15 protein-coding genes are annotated in these 17,666 nt (G+C 70.5%); 8 read left to right on the top strand and 7 right to left on the bottom strand.

All coding sequences use genetic code 11. The annotated features are described in order from the left end of the window. Positions 1-39: 39 nt before the first annotated feature. Together BC793_RS42090 and BC793_RS42085 are read right to left on the bottom strand one after the other, a co-directional pair. Positions 40-4,920, bottom strand: a complete 4,881-nt coding sequence (locus BC793_RS42090; protein WP_203896589.1) for a family 43 glycosylhydrolase — start codon at positions 4,918-4,920, stop codon at positions 40-42. Positions 4,921-5,085: 165 nt separating this feature from the next. Further along, on the bottom strand, positions 5,086-5,754 hold the full coding sequence (locus tag BC793_RS42085) for a hypothetical protein (RefSeq protein WP_109602232.1): 669 nt from the start codon (positions 5,752-5,754) through the stop codon (positions 5,086-5,088). Between the two features lie 149 nt (positions 5,755-5,903). Between BC793_RS42085 and BC793_RS42080 the strand changes: the two genes are divergently transcribed. From BC793_RS42080 to BC793_RS42065, 4 genes are all read left to right on the top strand, one after another. Continuing rightward, the gene (locus BC793_RS42080; protein WP_239170628.1) at positions 5,904-6,671 is read left to right on the top strand and encodes an NYN domain-containing protein; all 768 of its coding nucleotides are present in this window, start codon (positions 5,904-5,906) and stop codon (positions 6,669-6,671) included. Further along, positions 6,668-7,291, top strand: a complete 624-nt coding sequence (locus BC793_RS42075; protein WP_109602231.1) for a TetR/AcrR family transcriptional regulator — start codon at positions 6,668-6,670, stop codon at positions 7,289-7,291. Before BC793_RS42080 ends, BC793_RS42075 begins: the two co-directional genes overlap by 4 nt. A 22-nt stretch (positions 7,292-7,313) precedes the next feature. Continuing rightward, positions 7,314-7,646 (top strand): DoxX family protein, encoded by a 333-nt coding sequence (locus BC793_RS42070; RefSeq protein ID WP_109602230.1) that lies wholly within the window; start codon positions 7,314-7,316, stop codon positions 7,644-7,646. Between the two features lie 135 nt (positions 7,647-7,781). Further along, positions 7,782-8,879: an FAD-dependent monooxygenase gene (locus BC793_RS42065; RefSeq protein WP_373871309.1), complete on the top strand. Its 1,098-nt coding sequence runs from the start codon at positions 7,782-7,784 to the stop codon at positions 8,877-8,879. Between the two features lie 1,259 nt (positions 8,880-10,138). On the opposite strand, the gene BC793_RS50845 is transcribed toward BC793_RS42065, so the two are convergent. Continuing rightward, positions 10,139-10,657: a hypothetical protein gene (locus BC793_RS50845; RefSeq protein ID WP_203896590.1), complete on the bottom strand. Its 519-nt coding sequence runs from the start codon at positions 10,655-10,657 to the stop codon at positions 10,139-10,141. An 812-nt stretch (positions 10,658-11,469) separates the two neighbouring features. After that, on the bottom strand, positions 11,470-12,681 hold the full coding sequence (locus BC793_RS42055; protein ID WP_239170629.1) for an MFS transporter: 1,212 nt from the start codon (positions 12,679-12,681) through the stop codon (positions 11,470-11,472). Positions 12,682-12,711: 30 nt separating this feature from the next. Between BC793_RS42055 and BC793_RS42050 the strand changes: the two genes are divergently transcribed. Both BC793_RS42050 and BC793_RS42045 read left to right on the top strand, forming a co-directional pair. Beyond that, positions 12,712-13,575 (top strand): arylamine N-acetyltransferase family protein, encoded by an 864-nt coding sequence (locus tag BC793_RS42050; protein WP_109602227.1) that lies wholly within the window; start codon positions 12,712-12,714, stop codon positions 13,573-13,575. Between the two features lie 156 nt (positions 13,576-13,731). Then, positions 13,732-14,217, top strand: a complete 486-nt coding sequence (locus BC793_RS42045; RefSeq protein WP_239170630.1) for a GNAT family N-acetyltransferase — start codon at positions 13,732-13,734, stop codon at positions 14,215-14,217. On the opposite strand, the gene BC793_RS42040 is transcribed toward BC793_RS42045, so the two are convergent. Together BC793_RS42040 and BC793_RS42035 are read right to left on the bottom strand one after the other, a co-directional pair. Beyond that, positions 14,201-14,929: a hypothetical protein gene (locus BC793_RS42040; protein WP_109602225.1), complete on the bottom strand. Its 729-nt coding sequence runs from the start codon at positions 14,927-14,929 to the stop codon at positions 14,201-14,203. The two genes, BC793_RS42045 and BC793_RS42040, sit on opposite strands and share 17 nt — an antisense overlap. Further along, positions 14,916-15,407, bottom strand: coding sequence for a winged helix-turn-helix transcriptional regulator (locus BC793_RS42035; protein ID WP_109602224.1), 492 nt, complete (start codon positions 15,405-15,407; stop codon positions 14,916-14,918). Before BC793_RS42035 ends, BC793_RS42040 begins: the two co-directional genes overlap by 14 nt. Positions 15,408-15,463: 56 nt before the next feature. On the opposite strand from BC793_RS42035, the gene BC793_RS42030 reads away from it, so the two are divergent. After that, a complete protein-coding gene (locus BC793_RS42030; RefSeq protein WP_109602223.1) occupies positions 15,464-15,976 on the top strand; it encodes a PaaI family thioesterase in 513 nt (170 codons plus the stop codon). A gap of 1 nt (position 15,977) precedes the next feature. On the opposite strand, the gene BC793_RS42025 is transcribed toward BC793_RS42030, so the two are convergent. Continuing rightward, complete coding sequence (locus tag BC793_RS42025) at positions 15,978-16,508, bottom strand: DinB family protein (protein ID WP_109602222.1); 531 nt, start codon at positions 16,506-16,508, stop codon at positions 15,978-15,980. A gap of 77 nt (positions 16,509-16,585) precedes the next feature. On the opposite strand from BC793_RS42025, the gene BC793_RS42020 reads away from it, so the two are divergent. Continuing rightward, positions 16,586-17,569: a helix-turn-helix transcriptional regulator gene (locus BC793_RS42020; protein WP_109602221.1), complete on the top strand. Its 984-nt coding sequence runs from the start codon at positions 16,586-16,588 to the stop codon at positions 17,567-17,569. Positions 17,570-17,666: the final 97 nt, after the last annotated feature.

The raw sequence follows: 17,666 nt of genomic DNA, 5'->3' as shown, positions 1-17,666 counted from the left end.
TCGAGCGGGCCGGGATACCCCCCGGCCCGCTCCGCCGCGTCAGGCGACGATGCCGCCGCCGTCCAGGCTGGTGTCGGTCACCTCATGGACGACCTTCCCGGTACGGGTGTGCCAGATCCTGATCAGGATCGCGTCCTTTCGGCCGTCGACCACCGTGACCAGGACGCTGTACCCGGAGACGCCGCCGACCGTCCCGCTGCCGAGCAGCAGCGCACCCGGCCCGCAGGCCAGTGCCGGAGTCAGGTTCGCCGACTCGAAGACACCCTTCGGCGTGCTGATCCACGCCTTCCCGGAGGTCTTTCCGGACCGGGCCAGGAACGCGAAGTCGGTCGTCCCGCTCCAGCCGCTGCCCGCCACGTAGCCCGCCTTCGGCTGGTGGACCGTCACGAACGGCAGGACACCGCTCGCCGAGGCCCCGTCGTCGTCGCGCACCGTCACCGACGGCCGGAACAGGCCGGCGACCGTGTACCGGTGACGCACCGTGCAGACGCCCGCGGACACCGTTCCGGCCGACGTGGATCCGTCGCCCCAGGTGGCCGTACAGCCGAGGGTGTCGGCGCCCGCGTCGCGGACCGGAACCCTCCGGACGATCTCGGTCTTCGTGGCGACCGGCGCGTCCGGCGCCGGGTGCCCGCCCGGGACGGTGACCGTCGGCGTCGCGTTGACCACCGTGACCGTCGCCGAGTCGCTGCTGTCGCCCGCGGTCAGCGTGACCGTGTAGGAACCGTTGTCGGTGCAGGTCAGCGTGGTCGCGGCGGCGTGCGGGTCGGCGAGGACACACCCGCTGCCGTGGACCGTCCAGGTCGGCCGGTTGGCGGTGTTGGAGACCGTGCCGGCCAGGGCGATGGCGCTGCCCTCGGGACCGCCGGTGTCCGGCCCGGCGCCGGCGACCGTCACCGGGGCGATGCTCTCCAGCGTCGGCACGACCGGCTTGATCGCCCCGTCCGCCGCGAACTCCAGCTTGTCGATCGTGGTCTCCCGGTGCGTGCCGTCGCCGCCCGGGATCGCGAACCGGTGGTACGCGGTGTACCAGGAGTCCGAGCCCGGGACCCGCACCACCGAGTGGTGACCGGTGCCGAGGATGCCCAGTGACGGGTCCTTCGACAGGATCACGCCGACCCGGTCGCTCCAGGGCCCGAGCGGGGACGACCCGGTCGCGTACGCCACCCGGTAGTCGGCACTGCGGGTGTCGTTCTCCGACCACATGAAGTAGTAGACGCCGCCCCGCTTGATGACGAAGCCGCCCTCGTTGTAGTTCGTGGGCTTGTACGTCTTCACCAGCGCGGGGTCGAACGACACCATGTCGTCGTTCAGCGGCACCTGGTACGAGCTGCCGTTGCCCCAGTACAGGTACGACTTCCCGTCGTCGTCGGTGAACACCGCCGGGTCGATCATCTGACCCGGGTAGGTGCCGCCCGCGACCAGGGGCCTGCCGAGCGCGTCGGTGAACGGGCCGGCCGGCGAGTCGGCCACCGCGACGCCCAGGTGCTTCGCCGTGTTGCCGGTGGCCAGGCCGCCGCTGAAGTAGAAGTAGTACCTGCCGTTGCGCGCCGCGATCGTCGGTGCCCATGCGCTGTCGTCGGCCCAGCTCACGTCCGGCCCGAGGTCCAGGATCACCCCGTGGTCGGTCCAGTTGACCAGGTCCTTCGACGACCAGGCCTTGAACCGCGTGCCGGACCAGCCGGCGAACCCGTCGGTGGTCGCGTGGATCCAGAAGGTGTCGCCGAAGACCGAGATGTTCGGGTCGGCATTCAGGCCGGGGATGATCGGCGACTTCATCACGAGGGCGCTGACCTGCCAGGACCGTTTCGCCCCCTGGCTGTCGGTGACCTGGTAGGTGACCGGCCTGGTGAAGTCCTGTGGTGATGCGGGGCTGATGCTCGAGCCCGCCGCCAGCACGAACGACGGAGACAGCCGCGTGACATCGGTGCCCGGCTTGACCGGCAGCTTCACCGTGCCCGCCGTGTCGTCGATGATCGCGTCGGCCTTCAGCTCCGGCAGGGTCACGCCGCCGATGCTCGTCGTGCGGCCCGCCAGCTCCAGGATCTTCGCGGCCGGCAGCGCGACGTCGTAGATCCGGAAGTCGTCGACCTCACCGGCGTAGTACGGGTCCGCCGCGTAGAGCGACCGGCCGACGTAACCGCTGTACGCCTTCGTGGCGTCGTACAGGTCGGACGGCTTCACGGTCACGCCGGTCGCACCCGCCACCTTCGTGCCGTTGAGATACATCGCCGCGGTCGACCCGTCGATCGTCACCGCGATGTGCTGCCAGCCGCCACCGGGCAGGGCCGCGCTGTGCGACAGTTGCGACTCGGCCTGCCAGGAGCCGGTGGTGATCGCCGAGAACAGCACGTTGCCACCGTTGCGCGGACTGGTGAACAGGTACTTGTCACTGTTCGGGCCGAGTGCGTAGAGCCACTGGTTGACCGTGGTGGAGGCGGTCCACTTCGTCCACACCGACACCGTGGCGGCCTGCGCGCCCTTGAGCACACCGTTCGGGATGGTGACGTACGGCGAGTTCGCACCGCCGGACATCCTGAACGAGCCGTCCTGCACACCGGTACCCCAGGCGGGAGTGCGCTCGTAGGTGCCGTTGAAGTCGTTGCCGGACGTGTCCCGGGCGACCGTGCCGCTCGTCTCGTCGAACTGGTAGCGCAACCGCAGGCCCACCGCCGGGGTCGGCGGCTCCTCGTACTTCGCCGAGATCCGGTCGTACTCGGCGCGGGTGACGGGCAGGATCGTGCCGTGGCGCGGGCGCTTCGGCAGGCTGTAGGCCGGCTCCGGCGTCCACACCCCCGAGTTCAGGTCGGTCGTCGAGAACGGGACGTAACCGCGGCCGCCGTACTCGTCGATGAACAGGTACCACTTGTCCTTGCCGTTGGCAGCGGGGGAGTTGGACTTGAAGACCAGCGGGCCCTCACCCTGGCTGAGAGCTCCGGAGCCGATGCACTCGGCCTGGAGGTCCCAGCTGGTGTCGAGCAGGTCGGCCGACTTCTCCTGGATCAGGAACTTGCTGCACGGCGAGTTCGACGAGTTGTTCCGCTCGTCCTTGGTGATCCGGTGGTAGACGCCGTCGTGCTCGATCACCGTGGAGTCGATCACCGAGTAGCCGGGGTCCTTCCACACCTTCGCCTCGCTGAAGGTACGGAAGTCGCGGGTGGTCGCGTACATCATCTTGTTGTAGGTGCTGCCGGTGTGGTTCGGGTCGTCCGCGGCGTAGAGCTTCGACGCCCAGAAGACCACGTAGGCGCCCAGCTCCTTCGAGTAGAAGGCCTCCGGTGCCCAGGTGTTGCCGGCGGTGTCCGGGGAGACCTTGACCAGGCGCTGGTCGGTCCAGTTGACCAGGTCGGTCGACTCCCACACCATGATCGACTTGCTGCCGGTGCGCTGGGAGGCGTCCCAGTCGCCGTTGCCGTAGATCTTGAGATCGGTGGCGATCTGGTAGAACTTGTCGCCCTCCGGCGAGCGGATGATGAACGGGTCGCGCAGCCCCTGCGTGCCGAGCGACGAGGTCAGCACCGGGTTCCCGTTGTTGATCTCACGCCAGCTCAGCGGGTCGTTGCCGTTGCTCAGCGCGTTGTAGACCTGTTCGCCGTTCGAGGAGCCCTCGCCGGTGAAGTAGCTGAACAGGTAACCCTCGAACGGCTCCGCGGCCGGCAACGGGGGCACCTTCGCGGTGAGATCACGGGTCGCGGTGGCCGTGCCGACGGTCACCGTCGCGGTCAGCGTGACCGTTTTCGCCGGTGCGCCGGGGGCGGGGCGGTGCACCTCGCCGGTGGTGGAGATCGTCGCCGGGTCACTGGAGGCCCAACTCGCCGATGCGGGGAGCGTCAGGTTTCCCCGTACGTCATCGAGGTTGTGGATCGTCAGGGCGTTGACCGCGGCCTCCGCATTGGCCGCGTCGTCGAACGCGGCCCGGACCGTCACCTCGAAGGTCTTGGTCTCGGCCCGGTTGCCGCGGCGCAGCGTCGCGGTCAGCGTGGCGTGCGCGTCCGGCTCACCGGCCGGCGGGCGCACGATCGTCCCGGCGTCGCTGATCACGTCACGGTCGCTGGAGGTCCAGGAGACCCTCGAGCCGTACGGTGCGGTCGCCGGCAGATTCAGGTCAGCGGTCAGACCGCTCGTGTCGCCCAGGTCCAGCGCCGCGACGTCGGCCGTGACCGCCTCGGTGTTCGCGCTCTCCGCCAGGGTCTCCACCTCGCCGGCGTTCAGTGCCCGGTCATAGACCCGTACGTCCCGGAGCCGGCCCTTCAGCAGCCGGTCCCCGGTGTAGTTCGACCTACCGAAGTGGTTCGCCGTCGTCGTGCCACCGCCGATCGCGCTCGGCAGCACGCTGATCGCGGTGTTCGTGGCCACCGCGACGCCGTCCTCGTAGAGGGTCCCGGTGGAACCGGTCTGCGTGTACGTGACCGTCTTCCACGTGCCGCGCGCCAGGTTGTGGCCGTCGGCGGGCCGGGTGTTCTGCTCGCCCGTCCAGTTGCCCGTGGAGATCCCGTTCCGGTAGCCGTTCCCGGTGGCGAAGAGGTAACCGTTGCCGTACCCGGTGGCCGCGTCGGTGTTGCCGAACCCGTAGAGGAAGTACGGGGTGCTCTGCGTCGCGTCGATCTTCACATCGAACGAGACACTCACCGAGTCGAGCGACTTCAGCAGGTCGTTCGGCGCCTTGACGTACGTGTCGGAGCCGTTCAGCCCCAGACCCTGACCGGGCTGCCAGGCCGGGGTGCCGACGACCGTGCCGTCGCGCCCGTTGCCGGACGAGTCGGTGGCCACGGCGCCCGACGACTCGTCGAGTCGGTACCAGAGGACGAGCCCGTCGGCGGCGGCCGCCACCGACGGGACAGCGAAGGAACCGGCCGCGACGGCCAATGCGGTGAGGGGCGCCAGCACGAAAGCTCTACGGCGCCCGGGGCGCCTGCTCATCAGCATGTTTCTCCCAGCCGAGGACGACCGCGCCCACCATCGACAGCGGGCGCGTAACGGGGGTGTTGCCAGAGTGTTAGCGCTCACAGCCACGGCGTCAAGAACTTGTCAGCCCCTTTGTTTCTCCAATGTGTCCGTCCTATTCCCATCGCCGCCGGCGCCGGGCTATCCCCCGAGACCGGTCCACCGGCGCCATCGGCGGATCGTGGGGAGCAGCTCCTCCTCGCGGGCGTCGGCCATCGCGCGGACCCACATCGACTGGTAGGCCACGTCCAGAGCCGGGCCGGCCAGGTCGATCTCGAAGAGCATCCGGGTGGCGGAGGTGGCCTGGCTGGCCATCGCCATGTCGCGGGCCCCGCGCTGTGCCCGCGGATCGTCGGGCCCGTCGAACGGGAACGTCACGATCAGCGCGATCATCTCGTAGTAGTCGCCGAACGCCAGCATCCCGGTGGCGGTGGTCAGATAGCGGACGTGGGTGGCCTCGGGGACGTCCGGCGGCTCGGCGCACATCACGCCGACGGCCCGGCGGCGCATCCGGCCCGCATGGTGCAGCTGCGTGGTCCGTAACCACCGGCCGGCGCTGGTGGTGGCGAGCCGCGTCGCGTCCGGGCGGTCCACTGAGCGCAGTTGCAGCAGGTGCAGCTCGGCCAGGTCGTCCAGGAGCAGGGCGGCGATGCGGGCGATCTCGGCGTCCGGTGGGGTGAGCGTCGCGGGAAGGGTGGTGACCTCCCGGCCGGCGATGGCGGCCTTCAGCTCGGTGAGCGCCTCGGCCCGGCCGTCCGGCCCCGCCTCGTTCAGCAGGGTGCGCAGGCTACGGCTCATCCACAGCGCCATTTCCCTACGATACTGCCCGAAGCGTCCGTATTCGAGCGTCATCTATGTCTCGAAGGTGACGGCCGTCCCGGGGCCGAGCAGGGGACGGGTGCGCCGTGTCGGCACCGTCGCCGGGTGGGCGGGCCGGCCTGGGCCTATCCTCAGTCGTTGTGGCGGTGAATGACAACTCGGCGAAACTGGCCGTTCTGATCGACGCGGACAACGCGCAGGCGTCGATAGTCGACGGGCTGCTCGCCGAGGTGGCGAAATACGGGACGGCGCACGTCAAGCGGGCCTACGGCGACTGGACCGGCACCAGTCTGCGCGGGTGGAAGGATCAGCTGCTGGCCCAGTCGATCCAGCCGATCCAGCAGTTCTCCTACACGACCGGCAAGAACGCCACCGACGCCGCGATGATCATCGACGCGATGGACCTGCTGTACACCGGGCGGTTCGACGGGTTCTGCATCGTCTCCAGCGACAGCGACTTCACCCGGCTGGCGTCCCGGATCCGCGAGTCCGGCCTGACCGTGTACGGGTTCGGCGAACGCAAGACCCCGAAGCCGTTCGTGGCCGCCTGCGACAAGTTCATCTACACCGAGAACCTGTCCGAGCCGGAGGACGTGCCCGCGCCCCCGCCGAGCCCCGTGTCGGCGTCCGCCCAGCTCCGCGGCGACACCAGCCTGATGAACCTGATCCGCTCCGCGGTCGAGGCCGCCTCCGGTGACGACGGCTGGGCGCCGTTGGCCGCGGTCGGGCACATCGTCACCAAGCAGCGCTCCGACTTCGACCCGCGCAGCTACGGCTATCCCAAACTCGGCGGGCTGGTCACCGCGATCGGCCTGTTCGACATCGACCGGCGCGACTCCGGCGACGGCAAACCGGCGATCATCTGGATCCGTGACAAGCGCCGGCCGGGGAAGAAGGCGGCCGAGTGACCGTGCGCGGGCGGCGGCGCGACGCCGAGGAGAACCGGGACCGGATCCTGCGGGCGGCGCGCACCCTGCTGGCCCGTCAGCCGGCGGCCAGCATGGACGACTTGGCCCAGGCGGCCGGTGTGGTTCGGCGGACGGTCTACGCCCACTTCGCGAACCGGGACGAGTTGCTGGCCGGGCTGGCCGACAAGTGCTCGGCCGACCTGCTGGAGGCGCTCGGCCGTACCGATAGATCCGGTCTCGACCCGGAGGTCGCGATGGCCGACTTCGCGCTCACCCTGTGGACCGCAGGCGAGCAGTATCGCCTGCTCATCTCCCTGGCGGAGAGCGACCTCGGGATGGCCGGGCTGCGGGAGCTGCTGCATCCGATCGCGGCGCAGAGTCGCGCGCTGCTGGAGCGCGCCCGGGACAGCGGGCGGTTCGCCACCCACCTGCCGGTGCCGGTGCTGGCCGCGGCCCTCCAGGCGATGACCCTGGCCATGATGCAGGCCGCGAACGACGAGTGGTGGGCCGACGACGGCACCCGGGCGGCGGCCGCCGTGCTGGTCGCCGCCGGACTGCCGGCAGCCGCCGCGGAGGAGGCCATCCGGCGAGCCATGTCACAGGATGTTGCACACGCCTGAGCATGAAAACTAGCCTGCTGGGGTGAACACCGTGCTGGCCGGCATCGTCATCGTCTTCTTCGGCGTCCAGGGCATCGCCCGGCTGACCGCCGCGCCCGAGGATCAGCGGGCCGCCGCGTACCACTTCGGGGTGTCCCTCTCCGAATACCGCAAGGTCTCCGGCCTGCTGATCCTCGGCGGTGCCGGGCTCGCCGCCGGTCTCGCGGTGCCCCCGATCGGCATCGCCGCGGCCGTCGCCCTCGTCGTCCTCATGCTGATCATGGCCGGGCTGCGCCTGCTCTGCCAGGACGGCGCCCTGCGGGTCGCGCTGCCGCTCGTCGTCGCCGCCCTCACCGCCGGAACCATGGTGTGGTGATAACGGTGTGGTGAGAAGGCCCGGCGCCGGCGTCCAGTCCGGGCCCGTCCGGGTGGACCTGACGATCCGATGCCGACTGTCCGGTTGTGGGCACTACGATCCGATGACGGTCGATGAAGGGGACCCTGGATCGTCATGGACGTACTTGTGGTGGGTGGCGGCATCGCGGGACTCGCCCTGGCACGGGCGCTGCGCCGCCGCGACGTTCCGGCGACCGTCGCCGAACGCGGCATCGACGACGGCGGCGGCCTGGCGATCAACCTGCCCGGCAACGCGATCGCCGCGTTCGCCGCACTCGGCCTCACCGACGGACTCAACAAGATCGGCCGCCCCACCGGGCGCCGCGAGTACCGTTCCAGCCGCGACCGGCTCCTCTTCGAAGTCGACGAGGACGCCTTCTGGGGCCCGGAGGCACGGCCCCGGTGCGTGCGCCGCACCGACCTCCTCGGATTGCTGGCCGACGGCCTCGACGCAGGCATCCGCCGATCACTTCCGGTCACCTCGGTCCGTCCCGTGGCCGGCGGCGCGGACGTCGAGTTCGGCGACGACACCGGCCAGCGTTTCGGTTTCGTCGCCGGCGCCGACGGCGTGCGCTCGGTCGTCCGGGCCACCGCGATCGGCGCCACCGCCACCCGCGAAGCCCTCCTCAGCGCCGCGAGCTGGCGTTTCATGGCACCGAACCCGGGCGTAGACTGCTGGACCCTGTGGACCGGCCCCGGCGGCGCATTCCTGCTCATCCCGGTCGACGACCACGAGGTCTATGGCTACGCGTCGGCGACCGGCGGCGGCCCGGTCAGCGCCGACGCCGGCTGGCTGCGAACGTCGTTCCGCGACTATCCGGCCCCGGTCCGCACCGTCCTCGACGGTATGACCGACCTCTACCACTCACCGATCGAAGAGGTCCGCACTCCGACCTGGTCCGCCGGCCGCTGCGTCCTCGTCGGCGACGCCGCCCACGCCACCGCACCCGTCTGGGCCCAGGGCGCCGCCCTCGCCGTCGAAGACGGCCTCGTCCTCGCCGACGTCCTCGCCACCACCGACTGGGACGACGCCGGCGCCCACTACGAACGCCTCCGCCGCGACCGCGTCACGCACGTCCAGACCGCCACCGACCGCTTCTCCCGCGCCGCGGCCCTCCCGTCGTGGCTGCGCCACACACTGCTGCCGCTGATCGGCCCGCGCACCTACCGGGACACCTACAACCCGCTCCGCCACCCGTTCCCCACCCCCTGACCGCCCTCTCCCGACCCCTCAACTCCTGCTCGTGCGGCCCGCCTCCTGCGTCCACGACGGACCCGGACGAGCCGACGAGTCGAACCTCTGCCCTGTGCGCGGTTTCTCAGGCAGCGTCTGCGTCCGGTACACGTCTTCACTCGCCGACTGCTCCCTGGCCGTCGCCGCAGCCTCACGACCCCCGAAACAGCGCTGCGATCCAGCCAGAGCCGCTCGGCTGGCTGTCACCGCTGTCTCCCGATCCCTGAGGCAGCGGTGGGGTCCAGCCGGTCAGGTCCAGCTGGTTGTCACCGCTGTCTCGTGACGCCTGAGGCGGCGGTGTGAACCAGCTAGAGCCGCTCGGCTGGCTGTCACCGCTGTCTCCCGATCCCTGAGGCAGCGGTGGGGTCCAGCCGGTCAGGTCCAGCTGGTTGTCACCGCTGTCTGGCAACGCCTGAGGCAGCGGTGGGGTCCAGCTGGGCAGGTCTGGCTGGCTGTCACCGGTGTCTCGCGGTGCCTGAGGCGGCGGTGGGGGCCAGCCGGGGCTGATCCGCCGTTGCGCGGGCAGTCATGGTTCTCATCGATGGGTGCGGCATGGGGAGCGCTGAGGCGTCCGCGCTCTTCGCGGTTCTCGACGACGGTGGGAGCACACGCAGCGCGATTGTGTTCACTGGCTATCGCTATCGCGGCGACCAATGAACACGTAGTTGACAACGTGGGACCTGGCGACCGTTATGGCGATGGTGAGTGCGCACGCAGGCTGATCGTGTGCCGCCGTCGTCGTTCACCACGCGCCCCGGACCGCGCCCTCGGGCTTGTTGATGCTTCCGCGGGGGCGGGCAGGCTGTGCGGGTTCGCACGAGCTGCCGCAAGGAGTGGGCGTCAGACTGGGCGGCAAACGGGTTTACTCACCAACGCTCTTCAGCCGCTCAAGATTGAGCCGATCAAGAGTTAACTGACGCGCCGAGTCCTGCTCGTCCCCATCCCATCCTGGCCTCGGGCCGCGACGGGGGAGACGGTCCGCGAGGCGACGGATCACGCCGACCGGCGGCGACCATTGCTGACGGGCTGGCTGTAACAGGCGGCTGCTGCTCACGGGCTGGCTGAACAAGCGGCTGCTGCTCGGGGCCGACTGAACAGGCGGCTGCTGCTCAGGGGCTGGCTGAAGCGGAAGTTGCCGCTCGTGAACGTGGATGAGACCACCCGCCGATGCTGCTCGGCGCCGTCGTCCACGCCGAGCTGATCATGAGGCCGCTGCTTGCGGGGACGGCGGTTCTCGGTCAGTTGGGGGTGAAGAGGCCCTGCAAGCCGACGATGATGGCGATGATGCCGAATACGGCGACGAGTAGGGCGGGGCCGGCGAGGTCGGCCGGGCTAGAGCTCGCGGCCGGGGCGGGGGACGCCGCACGATCGGGAGAGCCAGAGCCAGAGCCAGAGCCAGAGCCAGAGCCAGAGCCAGAGCCAGAGGAAGAGCCGGGGACGGGACCGGAGCCGGGGGCGGTGGAGGCGGGGACCGGGGTGGCGAGGGCGAGCGGCCGCCGGCCGGTGAGACGTTCCCAGGCGAGGATGACTCCGACCGCGATGCCGACGACCTCGAAGTGGAACAGGTGCGGCCCGGAGATCAGGTGGACGATCAGGAAGTAGCCGCCCGCCACCAGGGCGACGATGCCGACCAGCCAGCGCCATGGGGCGATCTTGGCGGTCGGCCGGGCGATCACCGGGAAGCGGCCGAGCAGGGGAATGGCGAGCAGCAAGCCGCCGATGATGTTGGCGGCGTCGAGCAGCAGGGCCATCAGCATGGGTGTCCGTCCTTCGGTCAGCGTCCCGCCGCAAGCCTAGCTTGGAGCGCTCCCATCTGCATCGCCGTGGATATGCCGGAGCACTGAGGTGCATGGCGGATGGGCCGAGCGGCGGGCCGCCACGGCGACGGCCGGGCAGTCCGGAGAACGAAGTGGATCAACCGGGAGCAGGCGGTGGGGAGCGGATCCTCGGTCTCGCGAGGAGTGGGTGAATCGGCCGGGTAGCGAGGAGGGAAAGCGAGTGAATAAACGGGGTGGCAGCAGCCGGGTGGCGGAGGGGGCGGGTCTTCCGGGTGTCGGGAGCCGCTGGCCAGCGTGTGGCGGGGAGCGGGTGAAAGTTGGACGGGTCACCGGGCGGTGGGGAGTGAGGCGAGGAGCCGATGGGTCAGCCGGGCGGAGAGGTTGGGTTCACGGGTGACGGGAGGTCGAGGGCCTGAGTCAGTCGGGCGGCGAGGAAGGGCAGGGAGGTTGGGCTCACGGGTGGCGGGGAGTTCGAGGGCCTGAGTCAGCCGGGCGGCGAGGAAGGGCGGAGAGGTTGGGCCCACGGGCGGCGGGGAGGTCGAGGGCTGAGTCAGCCGGGCGGCGAGTAAGGCAGAGAGGCTGGGCTCACGGGTGGCGGGGAGTTCGAGGGCTGGGCCAGCGGGGTGCGAGGAAGGGCAGAGGCAGGCCACGGGTGGCGTGCAGTGTTGAAGGGCTGGGTCAATGGGGAGTTCGAAGGGCTGGGCCAGCGGCATGCGAGGAAGGACAGAGGCGGGCCCCGGGTGGCGAGCAGTGTTGAAGGGCTGGGTCAGCGGGGAGGGTTGGAGTGCGGGTCAGCGGGGTGGTGGTGGGGGATCAGGTGGGGAGGGGCGTAGGAGGGGGCGGGTGAGGCGGGTGGCCAGGAGGGCCACCAGGCACAGGGCGGCCAGGCTGAGGAAACCCGCCCGGAAGGAGCCGGTGGTGTCCTTGACGGCGCCCAGGGCGTACACGAAGGTGAAGCTGCCCAGGTTGGCGCAGAAGTTGCCGAAGCCGCTGATCAGGCCGGCGTTGCGGTCGCCGAGGACCTGCAGGGGCAGGGCGAACAGCGGCCCGAAGTAGATCTGGATGGCGAGGGAGATCAGCGCCACCACGCCGAGTACCCCGATCATGCCGGGCACATAGGTGAGCAGCGTGAGCCCGACGGTCAGGGCGGTGAGGGATGCGCCGATGACCAGGAGTGGGCGGTTGATCCGGTCGGACAGATAGCCGCCGAGGTAGTTCACCGGTGCGCTGATCGCCGACGCGGCCGCCGCGACCAGGCCCGCTGCCGCCAGGGACTGTCCGCGGTCGACGACCAGATAGGTCGGCAGCCAGAAGGTGAAGCCCTGCGCCACGGCCAGCCGGGTGAACTGGATCACCCCGGTGAGCTGCACGATGCGCTTCCGGATCAGGTGGGGCAGTTCGGTGAACCGTACCGTCGAGATCGTCTTCTGTGGGGTCGCCGGACCGGCCAGGAACCGGTAGAGGAGCAGCGACAGCAACCCGAAGCCGGCGAACAGCAGGAACAGCAGCCGCCATCCGAGCGGGCCGACCAGCAGTGGCCCGACGGCGCTGAGCAGGATGTTCGACGAGAAGCCGCCGACCACGTAGAGGCCCATCGCGGTGGCGCGCCGGCCGGACGGGAACAGCCGGGTCATCAGCAGCATGCCGGGGGTGAAGACCAGGGCCCGGAAGAAACCGGCGAGCGCCTGATCGATCAGGAGCAGGGGGTACGAGTCGAGCACCGCGAACAGCATCGCCAGCAGGTTCATGCCGAGCAGCCCGATCATGAACAGCCGTCGTGGGGTGAACCGGTCGGCGAGGTAGCCGGACGGGACCTGCATGAGGGCGTACGTCAGGTTGCTCGCCGCGGCGAGGGTGCCGGCCTGGGTGAAGGTGAGGCCCAGGTCGGTGCGGATGAGTGGCAGGAACAGCCCGATCCCGCCGAAGATCAGGCCGATGCTGCTCTGGCAGACGACCAGAACGGTGATGATCGGCCGCCGGGACCGGGTGTCGCTGATCGTCACCCGTGGATCGTATGCGGCTAGCGTGTGCGCATGTCCGACACCATCGACGTACCCGGTTATCTCGCGCGTCTCGGTCTGCCGGAACTGGCCGGGCACGAGCCGTCCGTGCCGGCGCTGCGGGCGCTGCACCGGGCGCATGCCGAGCGGGTGCCCTACGAGTGCCTGGAGATCCATCTGGACCGGCCGACGACGGTCTGCCCGGTCGAGTCGGCCCGGCGGATCGTGAACGGGCGCGGTGGCTACTGCTTCCATCTGAACGGGGCGTTCTCGGCGTTGCTGCGGGCGCTGGGATATCAGGTCACCCGGCATGTCGGCGGCGTGCAGGGCAACGCCGACCCGCCGGCCGGGGCCACCGGGAACCATCTGGTGCTCACCGTCTCGGGTCTGCCGTCGGCCGAGTCGCCCGGCGGCGACTGGCTGGCCGACCTCGGCATGGGTGACGGCCTGCACGGTCCGCTTCCGCTGGTCGAGGGCACCTACACCGACGGGCCTTTCCGGTACGGCCTGCGCCGGTCCGGGGTGGAGCCGGGTGGGTGGCGGTTCGACCACGACCCGCAGGGCGGCTTCCGGGGGATGGATTTCCGGGCCGGCCCCGCCCGGATGGCGGACTTCCGGGAGCGGCACGAGGAGTTGATCACCTCGCCGGAGTCGGGTTTCGTGCGGGTCGCGATGGCCGCGCGCCGGGACGCGACCGGCGCCGATGTGCTGCGGGGCCTGACGCTGACCCGGATCGGCGCGGATCCGTCGCGGACCGTACTGCCCGATGAAGTCACCTATTTCCATGCGCTCGCCGACATTTTCGGCATTGTTCTTCCGGGGCCGGATCGGGCTGTTCTGTGGCCCCGTGTCCTCGAATCGCACGAGCGTCATCAGCAGGCCCAAGCGGCCGCATAGCTGGATTTGCCAATACGAATGATCTTCTGATTAGGTAAGCCTTACCTTACCTAGTTAACGGAGGTTCAGGCGTGGGGGCACGCATGAGTCGAAATGTCTGAAAATATAAGTAAAGTCATCCTTGCCGAGAAGGTTGACATCGATGAACTTGCCGCGGTGTATCGACGGGTCCACGCCGCCGATCTGCACCTGACCGACCACAGCGCACCGTCGGTCGAGGACCGTCTCCGCTGGACCGCCGAGGCGCCCGGCTTCCAGGCCGCACTCGGCTACGTGGACGGTGAACTGGCCGGGACCGTGATGGGCTGTCCACTGCCGGCGGAGACCCTCTGGTGGCGCGACATGACCGATGTGAACGATCCCGATCTGGTCGCCGAGTGGGAGGGCCGCACGTTCGCCATCTGCGAGGCGTTCGTCGACCCGGCCCAGCAGCGGCACCGGCTCGGCGTCCGGATGGTGGCGGAGCTGCTCGATCAGCGTAAGGAGGAGCGCGTCTCACTCGCGGTCGCCGAGACCAACACCCGGGTGTGGCACGCCCTCCAGCGCCTCAGATTCGAGCACGTCGGGGACCTGATCCCGTTCCCCGGCTGGCGTTCGCACCGCATGCTGGTGCGCGGGCTCCCGCTCAGCTCCTCGCGCTGAACGCCTCCGGTGGGTTCCGCCAGGACAACGCCCGGGTGACCAGTGCCAGGTCCCCGGGCGGGAACCCGCCGGCCCGCCGGGGCGACGACCCGGCGTCGCAGACCAGTGCGCCGTCCTGATCGGACCAGCGGGCCGGCCGGTCCAGCAACTGCCGGGCCGTCTCCAGGGCTTCGGTGGGTTTCGCGTCCGGGGCGCAGACCGCGATCAGCGCGTCGGCGAGCAGGTCGGCCGCGGTGGCCGGGGCGTCGCTGTCGCCGATGGCCGGGTGCAGCAGGACCAGGCGCTGCGCGGGAGTCCCGAGCCGGCCGCGCTCGACCAGCCGGAGAGCCTCCGGCCAGGAGAGACCCGGGCCCCAGCCGTGCCCCTCGACCGAGGCGACGCTCAGGCACCGGCCCGTGCCGGCCGGCAGCACCACGTAGTCCAGGCCGCCCTCGTCGTCGTGGCCGTGCCACTGGATCACCGCGAGGTCGGAGTCGCCGGCGCCGAACCGCAGCACCGGCCAGCGGCCCGACGCGGCCACCTCCGCCCACAGGCCGGGCGTGCCCGGGGCGGCGTCGATGACGGCGCCGGCCAGGTCGGTGTCGGCGAAGCCGTCGAGCAGCCCGGCCCAGAACTCCGGCCGGTCCAGCAGCCAGGAGCCGTCGCTCAGAATGCCGGGATCGATGTCGTCGTAGCGGCCGGTGTAGTCGGCGGCCTGATCAGCATCCAGCATCGGGCGAGCGTAGCCGTGCACCCGGGCCCGGCCGGGGCTGGATCTCCCGCTGCTTCTCGACGAGATGCCCGTCCGCGCAGGTGACGGCGATGTGGAGTTCGGCGCCGCAGTCGCGGTGGGCGTACTGGATGGGCGGGCCCTCAGCGTCGGCCAGATAGCGGTTGCCCCAGCCGGCGAGCGCGATCATCACCGGGTAGAGGTCGAAGCCCTTCTCGGTGAGCCGGTACTCGTGGCGGACGCGAGAGCCCGGTTCCCGGTACGGCTCACGGCGCAGCACCCCGTTCTCGACCAGGCTGTTGAGGCGGTTGGTGAGGACCTGACGGGGTACGCCGGTGCGCACCCGCATGTCGTCGAAGCGCCGGATGCCGGAGAACACCTCGCGCAGCACCACGAGAGACCACTTCTCGCCGAGGATGGCCATCGCGCGTTCGACGGTGCAGTTGTCGACGGACCAGTTCAGGGCGGGGGGAGTGGTCATGTGAGGAAGGCTAAGTCTCGTTGACAGACTCATCAAGCCTCTGCGAGCCTGCATCCATGACGCAGACCCAGGACGACACCCGTACCCGGACCTTCGGGTGGACCGACCCGGCCGAGCATGCGAGCCAGATCGGCCGGCGCAGCGGGCTGGAGCTCCTGCGGGCCATGTCGGCCGGCGAATTCCCGGCGCCACCGATCATGCACCTGATCGACACGGTCGGCATGCGGGTCGACGAGGGCAGCGTCACCGTCGAGCTGGACCCGCAGGAGTTCCACTACAACCCGCTCGGCACGGTGCACGGCGGAGTCCTCTCCACGCTGCTCGACACCGCCGCCGCCTGCTCGGTGCACAGCACGCTGCCCGCCGGGGTCGGTTACACGAGCATGGACCTCAACGTGAAGTTCCTCCGCCCGGTCACCATCGCCTCCGGACGGCTCACCTGCACCGGCAGTGTGCTCCAGCGCGGCCGGCGGACCGCCCTCGCCGAGGCCCGGATCACCGACTCGGCCGGCCGCCTGATCGCCCACGCCACCTCCAGCTGCATGCTCTTCGAGATCCCCACGGCCTGATCTACTCCGGCGGATCCTCACCGGTCAGGCCGTCGATCGACTCGCGGATCAGGTCGGCGTGACCGACGTGCCGGGCGTACTCCTCGATCATGTCGATCACCATCCGGCGCAGGCTCGGCGTACGCCCGTCCGGCCGGGTGAAATCGGCCGGATGATCCAGGCCGCCCGCGCCGGCCGCCTCGGCGATGTTGGCGCGGGAGCGTTCCACACACTCCTGCCAGAGCGCGTAGAGGAACTCCGGGCTGTCGCCGGCCGCGCTGCGCCACTCCCAGTCGGCCTCGGTGTCCCAGTCGACGTCCCGCCACAGCGCCGCCGGCTGCCGCCCGAGCCGGATCGAGAAATACATGTCCTCGCAGAGCGCCAGATGCTTGAGCAGCCCGCCGAGGGTGATCGAGCTGGCCGCGGCGGTGGCCCGCAGTCCGTCGGAGTCGAGCCCGCCGGTCTTCCAGGCGAAGATGCGGCGCTGCCGCTCCAGCGAACCGATGAGCGTGTCCACCTCGTTGCCCGCCGCGGGTGGTCCGGTCAGAGTCATGCCCGCACGCTAATCTCGGTTCCGGACGAACGGCTTCCGGAATCCGCCGGGGGTACGACGGATCTGCCGGGGGTGCGATGGAGAGCCCGACCGCGCGGGCCCTCATGGCGTTCGAGGCCGTGCAGGGCAGCCCCGGCATCACCGCCGACCGGCTGGCCGAGCGCCTCGGCGGCATCTCCGACCGGGCCGCCCGCCGCTACATCGCGATCCTTCGCGAGGCCGGCATCCCGATCGAGTCGGTCCGCGGCCCCTACGGCGGCTACCGCGTCGGCCGTGGCGCCCGCCCCGCGCCGCTGATCTTCACCCAGGCCGAGGCGCTGGGACTGGTCATGGCGGTGCTCGACGGCCATCACGCGGCCGGTGACACCACCGATCCGGTCGGCAGCGCACTCGGCAAGATCGTCCGGGTCCTGCCGGAGGCGCTGGGCGCCCAGGTCGAGGCGGTCCGCCGGACCGCGGCGCCCGCGCCCGACCGGGCGGCGGCCCGGCCCGACCCCGAGATCACGTCACGGTTGGTGCAGGCTTGCGCCCAGAATCAGACGGTACGGGTGAACTACCGCTCCGAGGCCGGCAACGAGTGGACGACCGACGCCGACCCGTGGGCGATCGTCGTCCGGCACGGCCGGTGGTACCTGCTCTGCCACGCCCATCGCCCGGCCGCCCGCCGCACCTACCGGATCGACCGGGTCACCCGGGTCGACATCCTGCCCACCGGGTTCGTCCCGCCGTCCGGCCTCGACCCGATCGCCGTCCTCGACGAACACCTGGCGACCGGCTGGGAGTACGACGCGGAGATCCTGATCCACGCCGAACCCGACCGGGTCGCGGAGAGCGCCGGCACCGCCCTCGGCACCCTGCGGCCCGGCCCCCGGCCCGGAACCACCGTGCTCACCGGCACCACCAGCGCCCCCTACTGGTATGCCCGCCAGCTCACCGCCATCCCGGTCCCCTACCGCATCCTGGGCGGCCCCGAGGTCCTCACCGCCGCCCGCGACATCGCCACCCGCATGCTCGACGCGACCACCCCGGCCCCCCTCGACCCCACCCCCAGAACGCCGTAACGCCCGTTACCTTTTTGATCGTCCCCACCGGGGACTGCTCGGTCGCTCGGTCCGGTATGACTTACTGCCCCTGTCGTACGCATGATCCGGGGGGTGT

Origin of the sequence: Actinoplanes xinjiangensis (assembly GCF_003148685.1) — a bacterium.
GTDB classification, from domain to species: domain Bacteria; phylum Actinomycetota; class Actinomycetes; order Mycobacteriales; family Micromonosporaceae; genus Actinoplanes; species Actinoplanes xinjiangensis.
This window is presented reverse-complemented; position numbering and strand designations above follow the sequence as displayed.